Genomic DNA, 12,467 nt, shown 5'->3' on the forward strand with positions numbered 1-12,467 from the left:
GTCGCCCCTGGCGGTTCCACGCCCCGGGCGGGGTGTTTGCGGGGCCCGTCGGGTTGGCCCGAGCCCCGGTGGGGCTCTAGCGGGGCGGCGCCGGCGCCGCGCAGATCCTCCACCATGGCGAAGAGGGACGAGTCCATCAGCTCTTCTTGTAGGCCACGAAGTCGATCTCGACGAGGATGTTCATCAGCTGCGATCCCACGGTGGTGCGCACCGGGTACGGCTTGGTGAAGTGCTCCCGGTAGACCTCGTCGTAGGCGGCGAAGTCGCGGTGGAGGTCCTGGAGGTGGACGGTCGACTTCACCACGTCGTCCAGGCCGAGGCCGTGCTCGGCCAGGATCGCGGCCAGGTTGGCGAGGGTCTGCCGGGTCTGCGTGGCGACGTCCGTGCCGACGATCTCGCCGGTCTTCGGGTCGAGCGGCCCCATCCCGGACGTGTACACGAAGTCGCCGACCACGAGCCCCTGCGAGTAGGTGCCGACGGGCGGGGCGGAGTCCCCGCTGCGAATCTCGCGCTTGCTCATATCTGTCTCCTTATCGGGTGACGTCGTTTTCCGCGGTCTTCAAGAGTTCCAAATCGGTGCGGCTGGGGAGGCCCTCCCAGTCGCCGCGGACGGTGACGGCGTAGGCGCCCGCGGCCGTGGCGGTGGCCAGGCGGGCGGCGACGGGCAGGCCGCGGACGAACTCGGCGAGGTAGCCGGCGGCGAACGCGTCCCCGGCGCCGACCGGGTCCACGACCGGGACCCGGTGGGCGGGCTGGACGTGCAGCCGCCCCTCGCAGAACGCGACCGCCCCGGCCGCGCCCCGCTTGACGAGGACGTCGCGGGGGCCGAGCGCCGCCAGGGCGGTGGCGAGCGCGGCCGGATCGCCGCCGGACACGACGAGGCGGGCCTCCTGCTCGGTCGCGAACACCAGGTCGGCGCGCTTGACCAGGGGGTGCAGGCGTTCCCCCGCCTCGGCGGGCGTCCACAGCGCCGACCGGTAGTTGAGGTCGAGGGAGACGGGGACGCCGGCGTTCCGCGCGGTCTCGACGGCGTCGTCCAGGGCCTGGCGGGCGGTGTCGCTGATGGCGGCGGTGATGCCGGTGACGTGCAGGACGCGCGCGGCCCGGATCAGGTCGTGCGGGACGTCGGACGGGCGGAGCCGGGAGCCCGCGCTGCCCGTCCGGTAGTACTGGACGCGGGTGAGCGTGCCCGAACGGCGCTCCTTGAACAGCAGCGCGGTGGGCGCGGTCCCGTCCACCACCGTGTGGTCGAGCCGGACGCCCTCCCCGGCCAGCGCCGTGGTGATCAGCCGGCCGAACTCGTCGTCGCCGACGCGGCCGAACCAGGCCGCGCTGCCGCCGAGCCGCGCCAGCCCGATCGCCGTGTTCGACTCGGCGCCGCCGATGCCGAGGTCGAGCGAGCGGGCGTGCCGCATCGGCCCGACGGCGGGGTTCTCCAGCCGCGCCATGGTCTCGCCGAACGTGACGAGGTCGGGGCTCATCGGGGGGCCTCCTCCGGGGCGCGCCGCCCCGGGGCCGCCGCGGCGAGCAGCGCCCGCGCCCGGTCGCCCAGGGCGGTGAGGGAGCCGCCGTCGAGGGCGTCGCCGATGAGGGAGCCCCCGGCGCCGACCGCGACCGCCCCGGCCGCGATGTAGCCGGCGGCGGTGTCCGGGCCGATGCCGCCCGTCGGCAGCAGCCGCACGTCGCGGAACGGCTCGGCGAGGTCGCGCAGGTAGCGCGGCCCGAACGCGTTCGCCGGGAAGATCTTCACGGCGGTGGCGCCGAGGTCCCAGGCGCGGGCGACCTCGTTCGGGGTGAGGGCGCCCGGGTAGTAGCGCAGGCCCCGGTCGCGGGCCGCCTCGGCGACCTCCGCGCGGGTGTCGGGGGCGACGAGGAAGGACGCGCCGGCGTCCGCCGCGGCCTCCGCCTCCGCGCGGGTGCGGACCGTTCCGGCGCCGACCTCGACGCCCGCGGGCAGCCGGTCGCGGGCCGCGCGCAGGCCGTCCAGCGCGCCCGGGGTGTTGAGGGTGACCTCCAGGCAGCGGACGCCTGCGGCGACCAGCGCGTCCAGGACGTCGGCGACGCGGTCGGCGCGGCGGCCGCGCACGACCGCGACCACGCCGGTGGCGGTCATCGCGGGTCCCGGCGCCAGGCGGGGGATCATGGGTTTCCCTTCTCGGAGGTACCGGTTCAGAAGTACGTGCGGATCAGGTCGACCACCGTGTGGTCGTCGTCCACGACGGGGATGACCTGCCATTTGTCGAAGGCCGTGCACGGGTGGGAGATGCCGAAGCAGATCAGGTCGCCCGGGCGCACGGAGGCGTCCCCCGTCGCGACGTAGGCGTGGTGGTCGTTGGTGTCGGTGACGCGCATGCCGTCCGCCGGGGCGATCGTCCCGTCCGGCCTGCGGATCCGCAGCGGGACGGGCAGGCCCGCGTCGTAGGGCGCCTCCCGCTTGCCCATCCCGGCGATCGCGAGACCGGGCTCCGGGACGGACGTGACCTGCGCCCAGATCTCCAGCGCGGCGTCCAGCGAGCCGGGGACGCGGGTGAACGGCGTCCGCTCGGTGTAGATGCCGTCGTCGTGGGAGACGTAGGCGCCGCTGCGCAGCACCACGGTGAGGTCGTGACCGGGCAGCCAGTCGCCCGCGAGCCTCTCGGCGACCTGGTCGAAGTAGGCGCTGCCGCCCGCGGTGACGACGACGTCGCGGGGGAGCAGCGGGGACAGCTCGACCGTCGCGTCGCGCAGCGCGCCGAGGTAGGCGCCGGCCGCCGCGACGTCCGGCAGCCCGCCCTCGTACCCGGCGACGCCGGCGAGTTCGGTGCCGGGGGCGCCGGCGACGGCGCGGGCGACGGCGGCCAGCTCCTCCACGGTGCGGCAGCCCGTGCGGCCGTTCGGGTGCCCGAGCTCGACGAGCACCCGGAACGGGCGCTCACCGGCCGCCGCGGAGATCGCCGCGACGCCCTCGGCGGAGTCGGCGTACAGCAGGAACTCCATGCCGCGGTCGACCTCGCCGCCGAGCCAGCGCAGCGCGGTCGGGTCGAGCAGCTCGTTGGCCAGCAGGATGCGGGGGACGCCGAACGTCCGGTAGGCGAGCACCTGGTTGGCGGTCGCGGCGGTGATGCCCCAGGCGCCCGCGTCCAGCTGGGCCTGGAACAGCGTCGGCGCCATGGACGTCTTGCCGTGCGGCGCGAACGCGAGCCCGTGCTCACGGCAGAACGCGGCGAGCGCCGCGATGTTGTGGTCCAGCGCCGACCGCCGCGCCACCATCAGCGGCCAGGTGAACGGGCCGCCGAACAGCGGGTGCCGCGCGGCGGCGAACTCCTCCAGGGGGACGGGCGGACCGGGCAGCCAGAGGCCCTTGGTCCGCCAGTCGACGTGCTCGCCGGGAATGGTGAGGCTCACGGCTGGTTCCCTTCGTGCGGGTCGTGGCGCGTTCTGTCGGGGCGGCGGCGGGACGGCCGGGACGAGCCCAGCACGCGGGAGATCTCCAGGCCCGCACGCTCGACCATCGGACCGACCTCCCGGACCCGCGCCGGCGTCATCCGGGACGTCAGCCCGGACACGCTGAGCGCCCCCACGGCCCGGTCGGTGTGGTCGAAGATCGGCGCGGCGACGCAGCGGACCTCGGGCTCGTTCTCCCGGTCGTCCACGGCGTACCCGGAAAGCCGCACCCGCTCCAGCTCGGCGGCCAGCCGCGCCGGGTCGGTGATCGTCCGTTCGGTGCGCGCGGGCATCCCGGCCGCGACGACCGTCTGGAAGTCGTCCTCGCCGAGCCAGGCGAGGATGGCCTTGCCGACGGCCGTCCGGTAGGCGGGCATCCGCAGCCCGACGCGGGACGCCATCCGGACATTGTGCTCGTTCTCCACCTTGTCGATGTAGACGACGTCGGGGGCCTCGTAGACGACCAGGTGGCACGTCTCCCCCACGAGGTGCTGGAGGCGGCGCAGCGGGTCGGCGGCGACCGACCGCATGTCGAGCGTCGACAGGTACGCCTGGCCGAGCCGCAGCGCGCCGTGCCCGAGCCGGAACCAGCCGGTCTCGCGGTCGCGGGTGAGCAGGTCGCCGTCGATGAGCGGCTGCGCGAGCCGCAGCACGGTGCTCTTGCTGATGCCGAGGTCGTCGGCGATGCGGGTCAGCGACACCCCGCGCGCGTCGGCGTGGTCGCGGACGTGGTCGAGGACGGCGAGAGCGCGCCGCAGCGACGACGACTGGTTCCTCGGTTTCGCCTGGTCGGTCGTCATGTGGTGCTCCCCGGAAGCAGGCCCCGGCGCAGGACGTCCCGCGCGGCGCGCAGGTGCCGCCCGGCGCGGGCGAGCGAGATCTCGTGGTGGCCCGGCAGCAGCATGTCGACCTCCAGTCCGGCGAGCCGCTCCAGGCTGGCGGCGTAGTCGGGGACGCGCGAGTCGTGCAGGTTCTGCAGCGAGATCCGCCCGCCGGTGAAGACGCAGTCCCCCGAGAACAGCGCGCGGCCCTCGGGCGCGTCGAGCAGGTAGCAGGTGTGCCCGTCGGCGTGCCCGGGGGTGGCGACGGCCTGGAGGGCGACGCCTCCGCCGAGGTCGACGCGCTCGCCGTCCGCGATGGGCCGGACCTGCGGGCACGCCGGGAACGTGTAGCCGTCCGGGTAGACCCCGGCGGCCTTGCCGCGGTCGACGCTGAGCTTCCGCTCGTCGCCCGAGGCGATCCAGTCGCTCGCCGGTGCCCCCGCGCGAACGGCGAGCCCCTCCACGCCGCGCGCCAGCCCCGCGGCCCCGCCCGCGTGGTCGGCGTGCCCGTGGGTGAGCAGCAGGTGCCGCTCCCCCGTCGGCCCGGCCGCCGCGAGCATCCGCCGGGCGAACAGCCCGGCGGACACCCCGGCGCCCGCGTCGACCAGCGCCGCGCCCTGCGACCCCCGCACGAGGTAGACGTGGCAGTCGAGCGGGTCGGTGAGGTCGAACCCCGCGGCGCCGCTGCCGACGAGTTCGACGTGCTGCGTCAGCCTCATGACCGGCCCCCGCCGAGCGAGCGGACGGTGTCGGCGACGATTCGGGCGGCGAGGTCCACGTCCGCCAGCGCGACCGACTCGTCGGCGGAGTGGGCGTCGGCGATGGAGCCGGGGCCGAAGACGACGGAGGGGATGCCGGCGCGGGCGAGCTTGCTGGCGTCGGTCCCGAACGGCATGCCCTGGACGGCCGCGGGACGTCCCGCCGCTTCCAGGGCGCGGCGGAGAGCGGCCGGGACCGGGCTGGAGGCGGGCGTGTCGAGGGCGTAGTCGACGGTGAACGGCTCGTCGACCTCGACGCGGCCCGGGATGAGCGCGGCCAGCTCGGCGCGGTCGCGGCGCCACACGTCCAGGGGGTCCTCGCCGGGCAGGGTGCGGCGGTCGACGTCGATCTCGCAGCGGCCCGGCACGGTGTTCGGGCCCTCGCCGCCCCGGATCCGGGTGACGCAGCGGGTCGCCGTCCCGAGCAGCGGGTGCGGCGGGACGTCCGGCGCCGCCGCGCCGATGTGGTCGATCACGCGGGTCATGAGGGCGACCGCGTTGACGGCCTCGTCCGGCCGGGAGCTGTGCCCGGCCGTCCCGAGCGCGCGGACGGTGTAGCGGACGCAGCCCTTGTGCGCGGTGGCGGGGACGAGCCCGGTCGGCTCCCCCACGACGGCGCCGGCGATCGGCGCGTCCCCGAGGTCGGAGATCAGGCCGAGGACGCCCTGGTAGGCGTGCTCCTCGTCCACGACCCCGGCGAGGACGACCCCGAACGGCGGCGGGTCGCCGGCCGCCAGCTCGGCCGCCGCCAGCATGAACGCCGCGAGCGGGCCCTTGGCGTCGCAGGCGCCGCGGCCGTAGAGGCGGCCGTCCCGGATCGTCCCGGCGAACGGGTCGACGGTCATCCCGGTGGTCTCGACGGTGTCGAGGTGCGACTCCAGCAGCACCATGCGGGGATCGCGTCCCGGCACGGTCGCGACGACGTTGGGACGTCCCGGCAGCACCTCCCGGAGCTCCGCCTTCACGCCGTGCGCTTCAAGCCAACCGCGCACGTACCCGGCGACCGCGGCCTCCCCGAACCCGGGTCCGGACCCGGCGCGCGGGTTGACGCTGGCGATGCCGACCATCGCCTTGAGCAGCTCCCCCGAGCGCGTCATCAGGACCGCCGTTCCCGCGCGTAGGCGAGCAGCAGCGCGATGATCAGCAGGCCGAGGACGATCTGCCGGACGCCCTCCGAGACGTTCCACGCCGCCAGCAGCGCGGTCAGCAGCGTCAGCAGCAGCGCGCCCGCGACCGTGCCGAGGACGTGCCCGCGCCCCCCGAGGATGGACGTCCCGCCGAGCACGACCGACGCGATCGACAGGAGCTGGTACGGGTTGCCCATGGTGAGGGAGCTGGTGGAGGTGAACCCGAGCAGCACCAGCCCCGACACCCCCGCGAGCAGCGCGCACGCGCCGTAGGCGATGAACGCGGTGCGGGCGAGCGGCACGCCGGACGCGCGCGACGCGCGCTCCCCGTTGCCGAGCGCGAAGACCCACCGCCCGGCGCGGGAGGCGTGCAGCAGCCACGCGGCGACGGCGGTGATGCCGAGCCACAGGACGAACGCGAGCGGGACGCCCGCGACGCGGTCGTTGGCGAGGGACGCCAGCATCGGCACCTTCGCCGACTTCGGCGACCCGTTCGTGTAGACCAGCAGCGCGCCGGCGACGATCGTTCCGGTGGCCAGCGTCATCACCATCGGCGGCACCCGCAGCCAGGTCACCCCGGCGGCGTTGGCGAGCCCGACCAGCAGGCTCGCGGCGAGCGCGACGGCGACGCCCGCGGGCCCGCCCGAGCCGGACGCGACCTGCGCGCACACCACCGCCGACAGCGCGACGACGCCCGACACCGACAGGTCGATGCCGCTCATCATGATCACGAGGGTCTGGCCGACGGCGACGATGCCGAGGAACGCGGCCGTCTGCACCAGGTAGCGGACGCTGGAGACGCTGTCGAACCCCTTGGCGAACAGGATCGCGGCGAGCCAGGTCACGAGCAGCACGCCGAACGCCCAGGCGGCGCGGTTGTCCCGCAGCGCCGCCACCGGCCCGCGGGCGCCCGCGGTGCGCGAAAGCGCGGCCATCAGTCCGTCCTCTCTCTGGTCGCGAAGGTCTTGACGGCGATCGCCACGATCAGCACCGCGCCCTGCATGATCAGCTGGTAGAACGGCGAGAGGCCGGTGAACAGCAGCAGGTTGGTCAGCAGGCCGATGAGCAGCGCGGCCAGCACGGTCGCGCGCATCTGCCCGACGCCGCCGAAGAAGCTGACCCCGGCGAGCACCGACGCGGCGATCGAGTTGAGCGTGTACGGGGCGCCGATCGTGGCGTCCCCGGAGCCGGTCTGGATCGCGAGGCCGATGCCCGCGAGGCCGACGAAGACGCCCGCGAGCGCGTAGGCCGAGATCTTCACCTTGCGGGTCCCGATGCCGCTGGCGTAGGCGCCGTGCTCGTTGCCGCCGACCGCGTACAGCGACAGGCCGAAGCGGGTCGTCCGCACGAGCTTCCAGAGCAGCAGCACCAGGGCGAGCGCCACGAACGGCAGCGCGAGGCCGTTCCAGCCGTTGTTGTACGCCTTGACCAGGCCGGACGGGACGCTCCCGCCGGGCTGGGGGAGGACCACGAGCGTGGCGCCGCCCCACAGGAACGATGCCGCGAGCGTCACGATGATCGGCGGCAGCCCGGCGTAGGCGACGAGCACGCCGTTCGCTGCGCCGGTCGCGGCGGCGGCGGCCAGGGCCAGGCCCGCGGCGACCAGCACGCCGTCCTCGGCGCGGACGGCGAACACCGCCATCGCCAGCGACAGCACCGCGCCGAGCGACAGGTCGATGCCGCCGGCCAGCATGACGGTGCTCTGCCCCATCGCCGCCAGGATCAGCGGCAGGAACTGCGCCGACAGGATCGTGATCGACGCGGGGGTGAACACCTGCGAGTCGTAGTGGCTGTAGACGGCCAGCAGCACGACCAGCAGCGCGCCGAGGCCCGTCACGTCCAGGTTGCCGCGCAGCGCGGCGGAGAGGCGGTCAGGCATGCGCCACCGTCCCGGTGACGGAGGCGCGGACGAGCCGCTCCTCGGTGAGGTCGCCGCCGGAGAGCCGGTCCACGACCGCGCCCTCGTACATGACGGCGACCTCGTCGCACAGGCCGACGAGTTCCATGGTGTCTCCCGAGGTGACGAGGACCGCCACGCCGCTGTCGGCCAGCCGGCGGAGCAGGTGGTAGATCTCGCGCTTGGTGCCGACGTCGATGCCGCGCGTCGGCTCGGCCAGCAGCAGCACCCGCGGCTCCGAGGGCAGCCAGCGGGCCAGCGCGACCTTCTGCTGGTTGCCGCCCGACAGCCGGCGCGCCTCCTGCTCCGGGCCCGTCACCTTGATCCGCATCCGTTCGACGAGGTCGGCGACGAGCCGGTCCTCGGCGCGGCGGTCGACGGTGGTGAGCCGGCGGCCGGGCGTCACGACGCCGAGGTTGGTGAGGGACAGGTTCGCCCGGACGGTCTGCGCGACGTGCAGGCCCTCGACCTTGCGGTCCTCCGGGACGTAGGCGATGCGGCGGCGGATCGCCTCGCGCGGGGACGCCAGGCGCGCGGGGCGTCCGTCCAGGTCGACCCGGCCGGTGTGCCGGACGAGCCCGAACAGGGCGCGCAGCACCGCGCGCTGCCCCTGCCCCTGGAGGCCGCCGAGGCCGATGATCCGGCCGGGTTCGAGGTCGAGGTCGACGCCGGCGCAGGCGCCGGGGACGGTCAGCCCCCGCACGCTCAGCACCGGCCCGCCCGCGGGGACCGGGGTCGCGTCCCCCGCGGAGTCCTCGGCCGCGGTCCTCTCCGCGGCGATCTCCCGCTCGGAGGGGACGGCCGCGGCGTCGCCGGCCGCCGGGGCGGCGGTCCCCGCCCCGGCCTTCGGCGGGAACAGGTCGGACAGCTCCCGGCCGATCATCAGGTGCACGATGTCGTCGTGGTCCGTCTCGGCGCGCTCGCGGGTGGCCATGACCTCGCCGTCCTTGAGCACGGTCAGCCGGTCGGCGACGGCGAACAGCTCGCCCATCCGGTGGCTGACCATGATCACCGACGAGCCGGCGGCGCGCAGCTCGTCCACGACCTTGAACACGCAGGCCACCTGGTCGTCGTCCAGGGCGGACGTCGCCTCGTCCAGGATCAGCAGGCGCGGGGACGAGGCGAGCGCCTTGGCCAGCTCGACGAGCTGCTGCTGGCCGAGCGGGAGGCGTCCCGCCCGGGTCAGCGGGTCGGCGTGCAGGCCGACCCGCTCCAGCAGCGGCCGGGCGCGCCGGGCCAGGTCGCGGCGCAGGACGAGCCCGCGCCGCGCCGGCCACTGGCCGAGGAACACGTTCTCGGCGACGGTCTGGTGCGGGTTGAGGCTGAGCTCCTGGTGCACCGAGCCGATCCCCGCGGCCCGCGCGCGGTGCGGGGACCAGTCGCCGGCCGGCGCGCCGTCGAAGACCACGCGTCCGGAGTCGGGCGACAGCAGACCCGTGACCAGCGAGAGCACGGTGCTCTTGCCCGCGCCGTTCTCGCCCACCAGGGCGAGGACCTCACCGGCGCGGACGTCGAAGCTCACCTCGTTCAGCACGCGGTTGCCCGCGAAGGACTTGGAGACCCGCTCGACGGCCAGGAGTGTCATGGCTACTTGCCGATCAGCTTGTCGATCTCGGACTGCGGCAGCGTCTGGATCGGGTAGGAGTCGTCGGGCTGGTCGGCCTTGACGTACTCGTCCAGGTTCTCGTCCGTGATCTTGGGCAGCGGGACCGTGATCTGGTTCGGCACCGTCGCGCCTCCGGCCTTGGCGACCGCCGCGCGCAGCGCGATCACGCCGAGGTAGTTCGGCTGGGCGGTGGACAGCGAGGAGAACCCGCCGGCCTTGTTGTCCTTCCAGAGCTTGAGGAACCCGTTGTAGTTCTCGCCGGTGATCGGGACGAGCTTCTTCTTCTGCTTGACGAGGGTCTGGAGCGCGGCGGCCGACAGCGCGCCGCCCTGCGAGAAGACGCCGTCGATGTCGGGGTTGGCGGAGTAGGCGGAGGCGAACGCCTGCGCGGCCGGCGCGAGGTTGTACTCGCTGTGCACGTTGGAGACGACCTTGACGCCCGGGTACTGCTTGAGGCCCTCCTGGGCGCCCTGCCAGCGCTCCTCGCTGACCGCGACCCCGGCCGGGCCGTTGAACGCGATGATCTTGCCCTTGCCGCCCAGCTTCTCGCCGAGCCACCGGCCCATCATCCGGCCCCACTCCTTCTGGTCCGTGCCGACGCGCACGACCTTGTCGGAGGTGACCAGGCTGTCGAAGTTGGCGACCGTGATACCGGCGTTCGCGGCCTGCTCCAGCGCCGGGTTCAGCGCGGTGGACGACCCGGCGTCCACGAGGATCACGTCGTACTTCTGCTGGATCATCGCCCGGATCTGGGCGATCTGCTGGGAGGTGTCGCCGTTGGCGTTGAAGACCTGGTAGTCGGCGACCTTGCCGTCCTTCTTCAGCTGCGCGACGTCGTCCTTCAGCATCTTGTCGGTCTGCTGCATCCACGACGGGGTCAGGTAGATCGTGGACCAGCCCACCTTGAGGGCCTTGGACTTCCCGGCGGAGGCGGACGACCCGCCGTCGCCGGAATCGACGCCGCACGCGGCGGTGGCGGCCAGCGTGCCCAGCGCCGTGACGGCCACGGCGGCGCGCGTGAACCTACCGATCATGAGGGACTCCTTGTGAAGGTCCGGGCCCGGACGGGCCTCGGCGAACTGGGCGGGGGGTGGCTCTGGCAGATCAGGCGGGGGTGAGGGCCCGCCCCGGCGGTCTCGCGGTCTCGGCGAGGACGCCTCCGGACAGGACGGGGACGCCGTTGACCACGACGTGCTCGACGCCCTCGGCGGGCACCCTGGGTCTTTCGTAGGTGGCGAGGTCGGTGACGGTGGACGGGTCGACCACGGCGATGTCGGCGGCGCGCCCGGTCTCGACGCGGCCCCGGTCGGCGAGCCGGAACCGGTCGGCGGCCCGTCCGGCCAGGTGCACGGCGGCCTGCTCCCACGTCCAGTCGCCGAGCTCGCGGACGTGCCGGCCGAGCAGCCGGGCGAAGGCGCCCCACCCGCGCGGGTGCGGGTGCCCGCCCTGGTAGATGGCGTCCGATCCGGTGGTCTGGGCGGGGTGCCGCAGCAGCGCCCGCACCGACTCCTCGCTGTTGGTCGGCGGCTGCCCGAACACGCATCCGGCCTCCAGCCGGGTCGCGACGAGCAGGTCGCAGCAGAACGCCCCGGGGCCCGAACCGGCCCGCTCGGCCGCGTCCGGCAGGCTCATGCCCTCCGCCCACCGGAACGCGTCGGCGGGGACGTGCGAGAGCGTGATGCGGGGCCACACCTCGGGCCGGTGCGCGAACCAGTCGCGCTCCAGCCTCTCCCGGACGGACGGGTCGGCGAGCGCGTCGAGCGTGGCGTCCAGGTCGGCGATGGGGAGCCAGTCCGGCAGCGTGACGAGCGTCAGCGTGCTGGACCCCCGCAGGTAGGGGTAGTTGTCGAAGGTCAGGTCGATGCCCTCGGCGCGGGCGCCGTCCACGAGCCCGACCAGCTCGTCGCCGGGGCCGTGGTAGTGCGAGACGTGCGGGGCGACGCGTCCGGCCCGCGCGATCTCCAGCACCTCCGCCATCGCCGCGCCGGCGGCGGACTCGTACCCGCGCATGTGCGTGACGTAGGGGAGCCCGGCCGCGCCGACCGGCGCGCACAGCGCGGCGATCTCGGCGGTGGCGGCGTAGGCCCCGGGCACGTACTCCAGCCCGGTGGACAGCCCGGCCGCGCCTTCGGAGAGCCCGCGCTCGACCCGGGCCCGCATGGCCGCCAGCTCGCCGGGCTCCGGAGCCCGCCGGGCGGTCCCCATGACGCCGTGCCGGATCGTGCCGTGCGGCAGCAGATAGACGGTGTTGAGCGGGGTGCGCCGGTCGTAGGAGGCGAGCAGTTCCGCGACGGTCACCGGTCCGCCGTCCAGACCGGGGTGCGTGCCGTTGACCGGCGCGAAGTAGCGGCTCACGTAGCGGAGCGTCTCGGCGCCGGCCGGCGCGTAGGAGACGCCGTCCTGGCCGAGGACGAACGTGGTGACGCCCTGCCGCAGCGCGGCGAGCTGCACCTCGGGGTCGAACACGGCCGCGTCGCCGTGGACGTGGGTGTCGATGAAGCCCGGCATGACGTACCGGCCGGTCGCGTCGATCTCGGCCGACGCCCGCGCGCCGTCGAGGACGCCGACCGCGGCGATCCGGCCCGCGGTGACGGCCACGTCCGCGCGGCGCCCCGGGGCCCCGGTGCCGTCCAGCACCGTCCCCCCGCGAACCAGCAGATCGTACATTGGACCTCATTCACCCCAACGAGCACGTAACCGGGCTTCAGTGCCGGTAGTCGTGGAGGTTATGGGGCGCACCAAGCGCGGCACCAGATTTGCAACACATGATTTTGCATTGCACAACCACCCGTTGACCTGCGACGTTACCCGACGCCGGAGGGTTCGGCGCCGGTC

At 74.5% G+C, this 12,467-nt stretch carries 12 protein-coding genes; all 12 read right to left on the minus strand.

All coding sequences use genetic code 11. The features are described from left to right. Positions 1 to 136: 136 nt before the first annotated feature. Entirely contained in the window at positions 137 to 520 is a 384-nt protein-coding gene (locus ABWI04_RS16980) for a RidA family protein (protein ID WP_353832994.1), read from the minus strand. Between the two features lie 10 nt (positions 521 to 530). Then, positions 531 to 1,481: a sugar kinase gene (locus tag ABWI04_RS16985; RefSeq protein ID WP_353832995.1), complete on the minus strand. Its 951-nt coding sequence runs from the start codon at positions 1,479 to 1,481 to the stop codon at positions 531 to 533. Beyond that, the gene (locus ABWI04_RS16990; protein WP_353832996.1) at positions 1,478 to 2,143 is read right to left on the minus strand and encodes a bifunctional 4-hydroxy-2-oxoglutarate aldolase/2-dehydro-3-deoxy-phosphogluconate aldolase; all 666 of its coding nucleotides are present in this window, start codon (positions 2,141 to 2,143) and stop codon (positions 1,478 to 1,480) included. The genes ABWI04_RS16985 and ABWI04_RS16990 overlap by 4 nt, the downstream gene beginning before the upstream one ends. Before the next feature lie 26 nt (positions 2,144 to 2,169). Then, positions 2,170 to 3,384: an alanine racemase gene (locus ABWI04_RS16995; RefSeq protein WP_353832997.1), complete on the minus strand. Its 1,215-nt coding sequence runs from the start codon at positions 3,382 to 3,384 to the stop codon at positions 2,170 to 2,172. After that, on the minus strand, positions 3,381 to 4,223 hold the full coding sequence (locus ABWI04_RS17000; protein WP_345171576.1) for an IclR family transcriptional regulator: 843 nt from the start codon (positions 4,221 to 4,223) through the stop codon (positions 3,381 to 3,383). The genes ABWI04_RS16995 and ABWI04_RS17000 overlap by 4 nt, the downstream gene beginning before the upstream one ends. Continuing rightward, positions 4,220 to 4,963, minus strand: a complete 744-nt coding sequence (locus ABWI04_RS17005) for an MBL fold metallo-hydrolase (protein WP_345171578.1) — start codon at positions 4,961 to 4,963, stop codon at positions 4,220 to 4,222. Before ABWI04_RS17005 ends, ABWI04_RS17000 begins: the two co-directional genes overlap by 4 nt. After that, complete coding sequence (locus ABWI04_RS17010) at positions 4,960 to 6,099, minus strand: M20 family metallopeptidase (RefSeq protein ID WP_353832998.1); 1,140 nt, start codon at positions 6,097 to 6,099, stop codon at positions 4,960 to 4,962. Before ABWI04_RS17010 ends, ABWI04_RS17005 begins: the two co-directional genes overlap by 4 nt. Beyond that, positions 6,099 to 7,064 (minus strand): ABC transporter permease, encoded by a 966-nt coding sequence (locus ABWI04_RS17015; RefSeq protein WP_345171582.1) that lies wholly within the window; start codon positions 7,062 to 7,064, stop codon positions 6,099 to 6,101. The genes ABWI04_RS17010 and ABWI04_RS17015 overlap by 1 nt, the downstream gene beginning before the upstream one ends. Continuing rightward, positions 7,064 to 8,008: an ABC transporter permease gene (locus ABWI04_RS17020; protein ID WP_353832999.1), complete on the minus strand. Its 945-nt coding sequence runs from the start codon at positions 8,006 to 8,008 to the stop codon at positions 7,064 to 7,066. Before ABWI04_RS17020 ends, ABWI04_RS17015 begins: the two co-directional genes overlap by 1 nt. Continuing rightward, the gene (locus ABWI04_RS17025; RefSeq protein WP_353833000.1) at positions 8,001 to 9,611 is read right to left on the minus strand and encodes a sugar ABC transporter ATP-binding protein; all 1,611 of its coding nucleotides are present in this window, start codon (positions 9,609 to 9,611) and stop codon (positions 8,001 to 8,003) included. Before ABWI04_RS17025 ends, ABWI04_RS17020 begins: the two co-directional genes overlap by 8 nt. 2 nt (positions 9,612 to 9,613) lie before the next feature. Then, entirely contained in the window at positions 9,614 to 10,666 is a 1,053-nt protein-coding gene (locus ABWI04_RS17030; protein WP_345171588.1) for an ABC transporter substrate-binding protein, read from the minus strand. 70 nt (positions 10,667 to 10,736) lie between these two features. Then, positions 10,737 to 12,299, minus strand: a complete 1,563-nt coding sequence (locus ABWI04_RS17035; RefSeq protein WP_353833001.1) for an N-acyl-D-amino-acid deacylase family protein — start codon at positions 12,297 to 12,299, stop codon at positions 10,737 to 10,739. Positions 12,300 to 12,467 lie beyond the last annotated feature (168 nt).

It is taken from the genome of Actinomadura sp. NPDC000929 (assembly GCF_040492065.1).
Classification (GTDB): domain Bacteria; phylum Actinomycetota; class Actinomycetes; order Streptosporangiales; family Streptosporangiaceae; genus Spirillospora; species Spirillospora verrucosospora.

Bases quoted from the DNA above. Each gene is read 5' to 3' on its own strand.
- ABWI04_RS16980 (WP_353832994.1), bottom strand. From the start codon at position 520: ATGAGCAAGCGCGAGATTCGCAGCGGGGACTCCGCCCCGCCCGTCGGC.
- ABWI04_RS16985 (WP_353832995.1), bottom strand. From the start codon at position 1,481: ATGAGCCCCGACCTCGTCACGTTCGGCGAGACCATGGCGCGGCTGGAG.
- ABWI04_RS16990 (WP_353832996.1), bottom strand. From the start codon at position 2,143: ATGATCCCCCGCCTGGCGCCGGGACCCGCGATGACCGCCACCGGCGTG.
- ABWI04_RS17000 (WP_345171576.1), bottom strand. From the start codon at position 4,223: ATGACGACCGACCAGGCGAAACCGAGGAACCAGTCGTCGTCGCTGCGG.
- ABWI04_RS17005 (WP_345171578.1), bottom strand. From the start codon at position 4,963: ATGAGGCTGACGCAGCACGTCGAACTCGTCGGCAGCGGCGCCGCGGGG.
- ABWI04_RS17010 (WP_353832998.1), bottom strand. From the start codon at position 6,099: ATGACGCGCTCGGGGGAGCTGCTCAAGGCGATGGTCGGCATCGCCAGC.
- ABWI04_RS17015 (WP_345171582.1), bottom strand. From the start codon at position 7,064: ATGGCCGCGCTTTCGCGCACCGCGGGCGCCCGCGGGCCGGTGGCGGCG.
- ABWI04_RS17020 (WP_353832999.1), bottom strand. From the start codon at position 8,008: ATGCCTGACCGCCTCTCCGCCGCGCTGCGCGGCAACCTGGACGTGACG.
- ABWI04_RS17025 (WP_353833000.1), bottom strand. From the start codon at position 9,611: ATGACACTCCTGGCCGTCGAGCGGGTCTCCAAGTCCTTCGCGGGCAAC.
- ABWI04_RS17030 (WP_345171588.1), bottom strand. From the start codon at position 10,666: ATGATCGGTAGGTTCACGCGCGCCGCCGTGGCCGTCACGGCGCTGGGC.
- ABWI04_RS17035 (WP_353833001.1), bottom strand. From the start codon at position 12,299: ATGTACGATCTGCTGGTTCGCGGGGGGACGGTGCTGGACGGCACCGGG.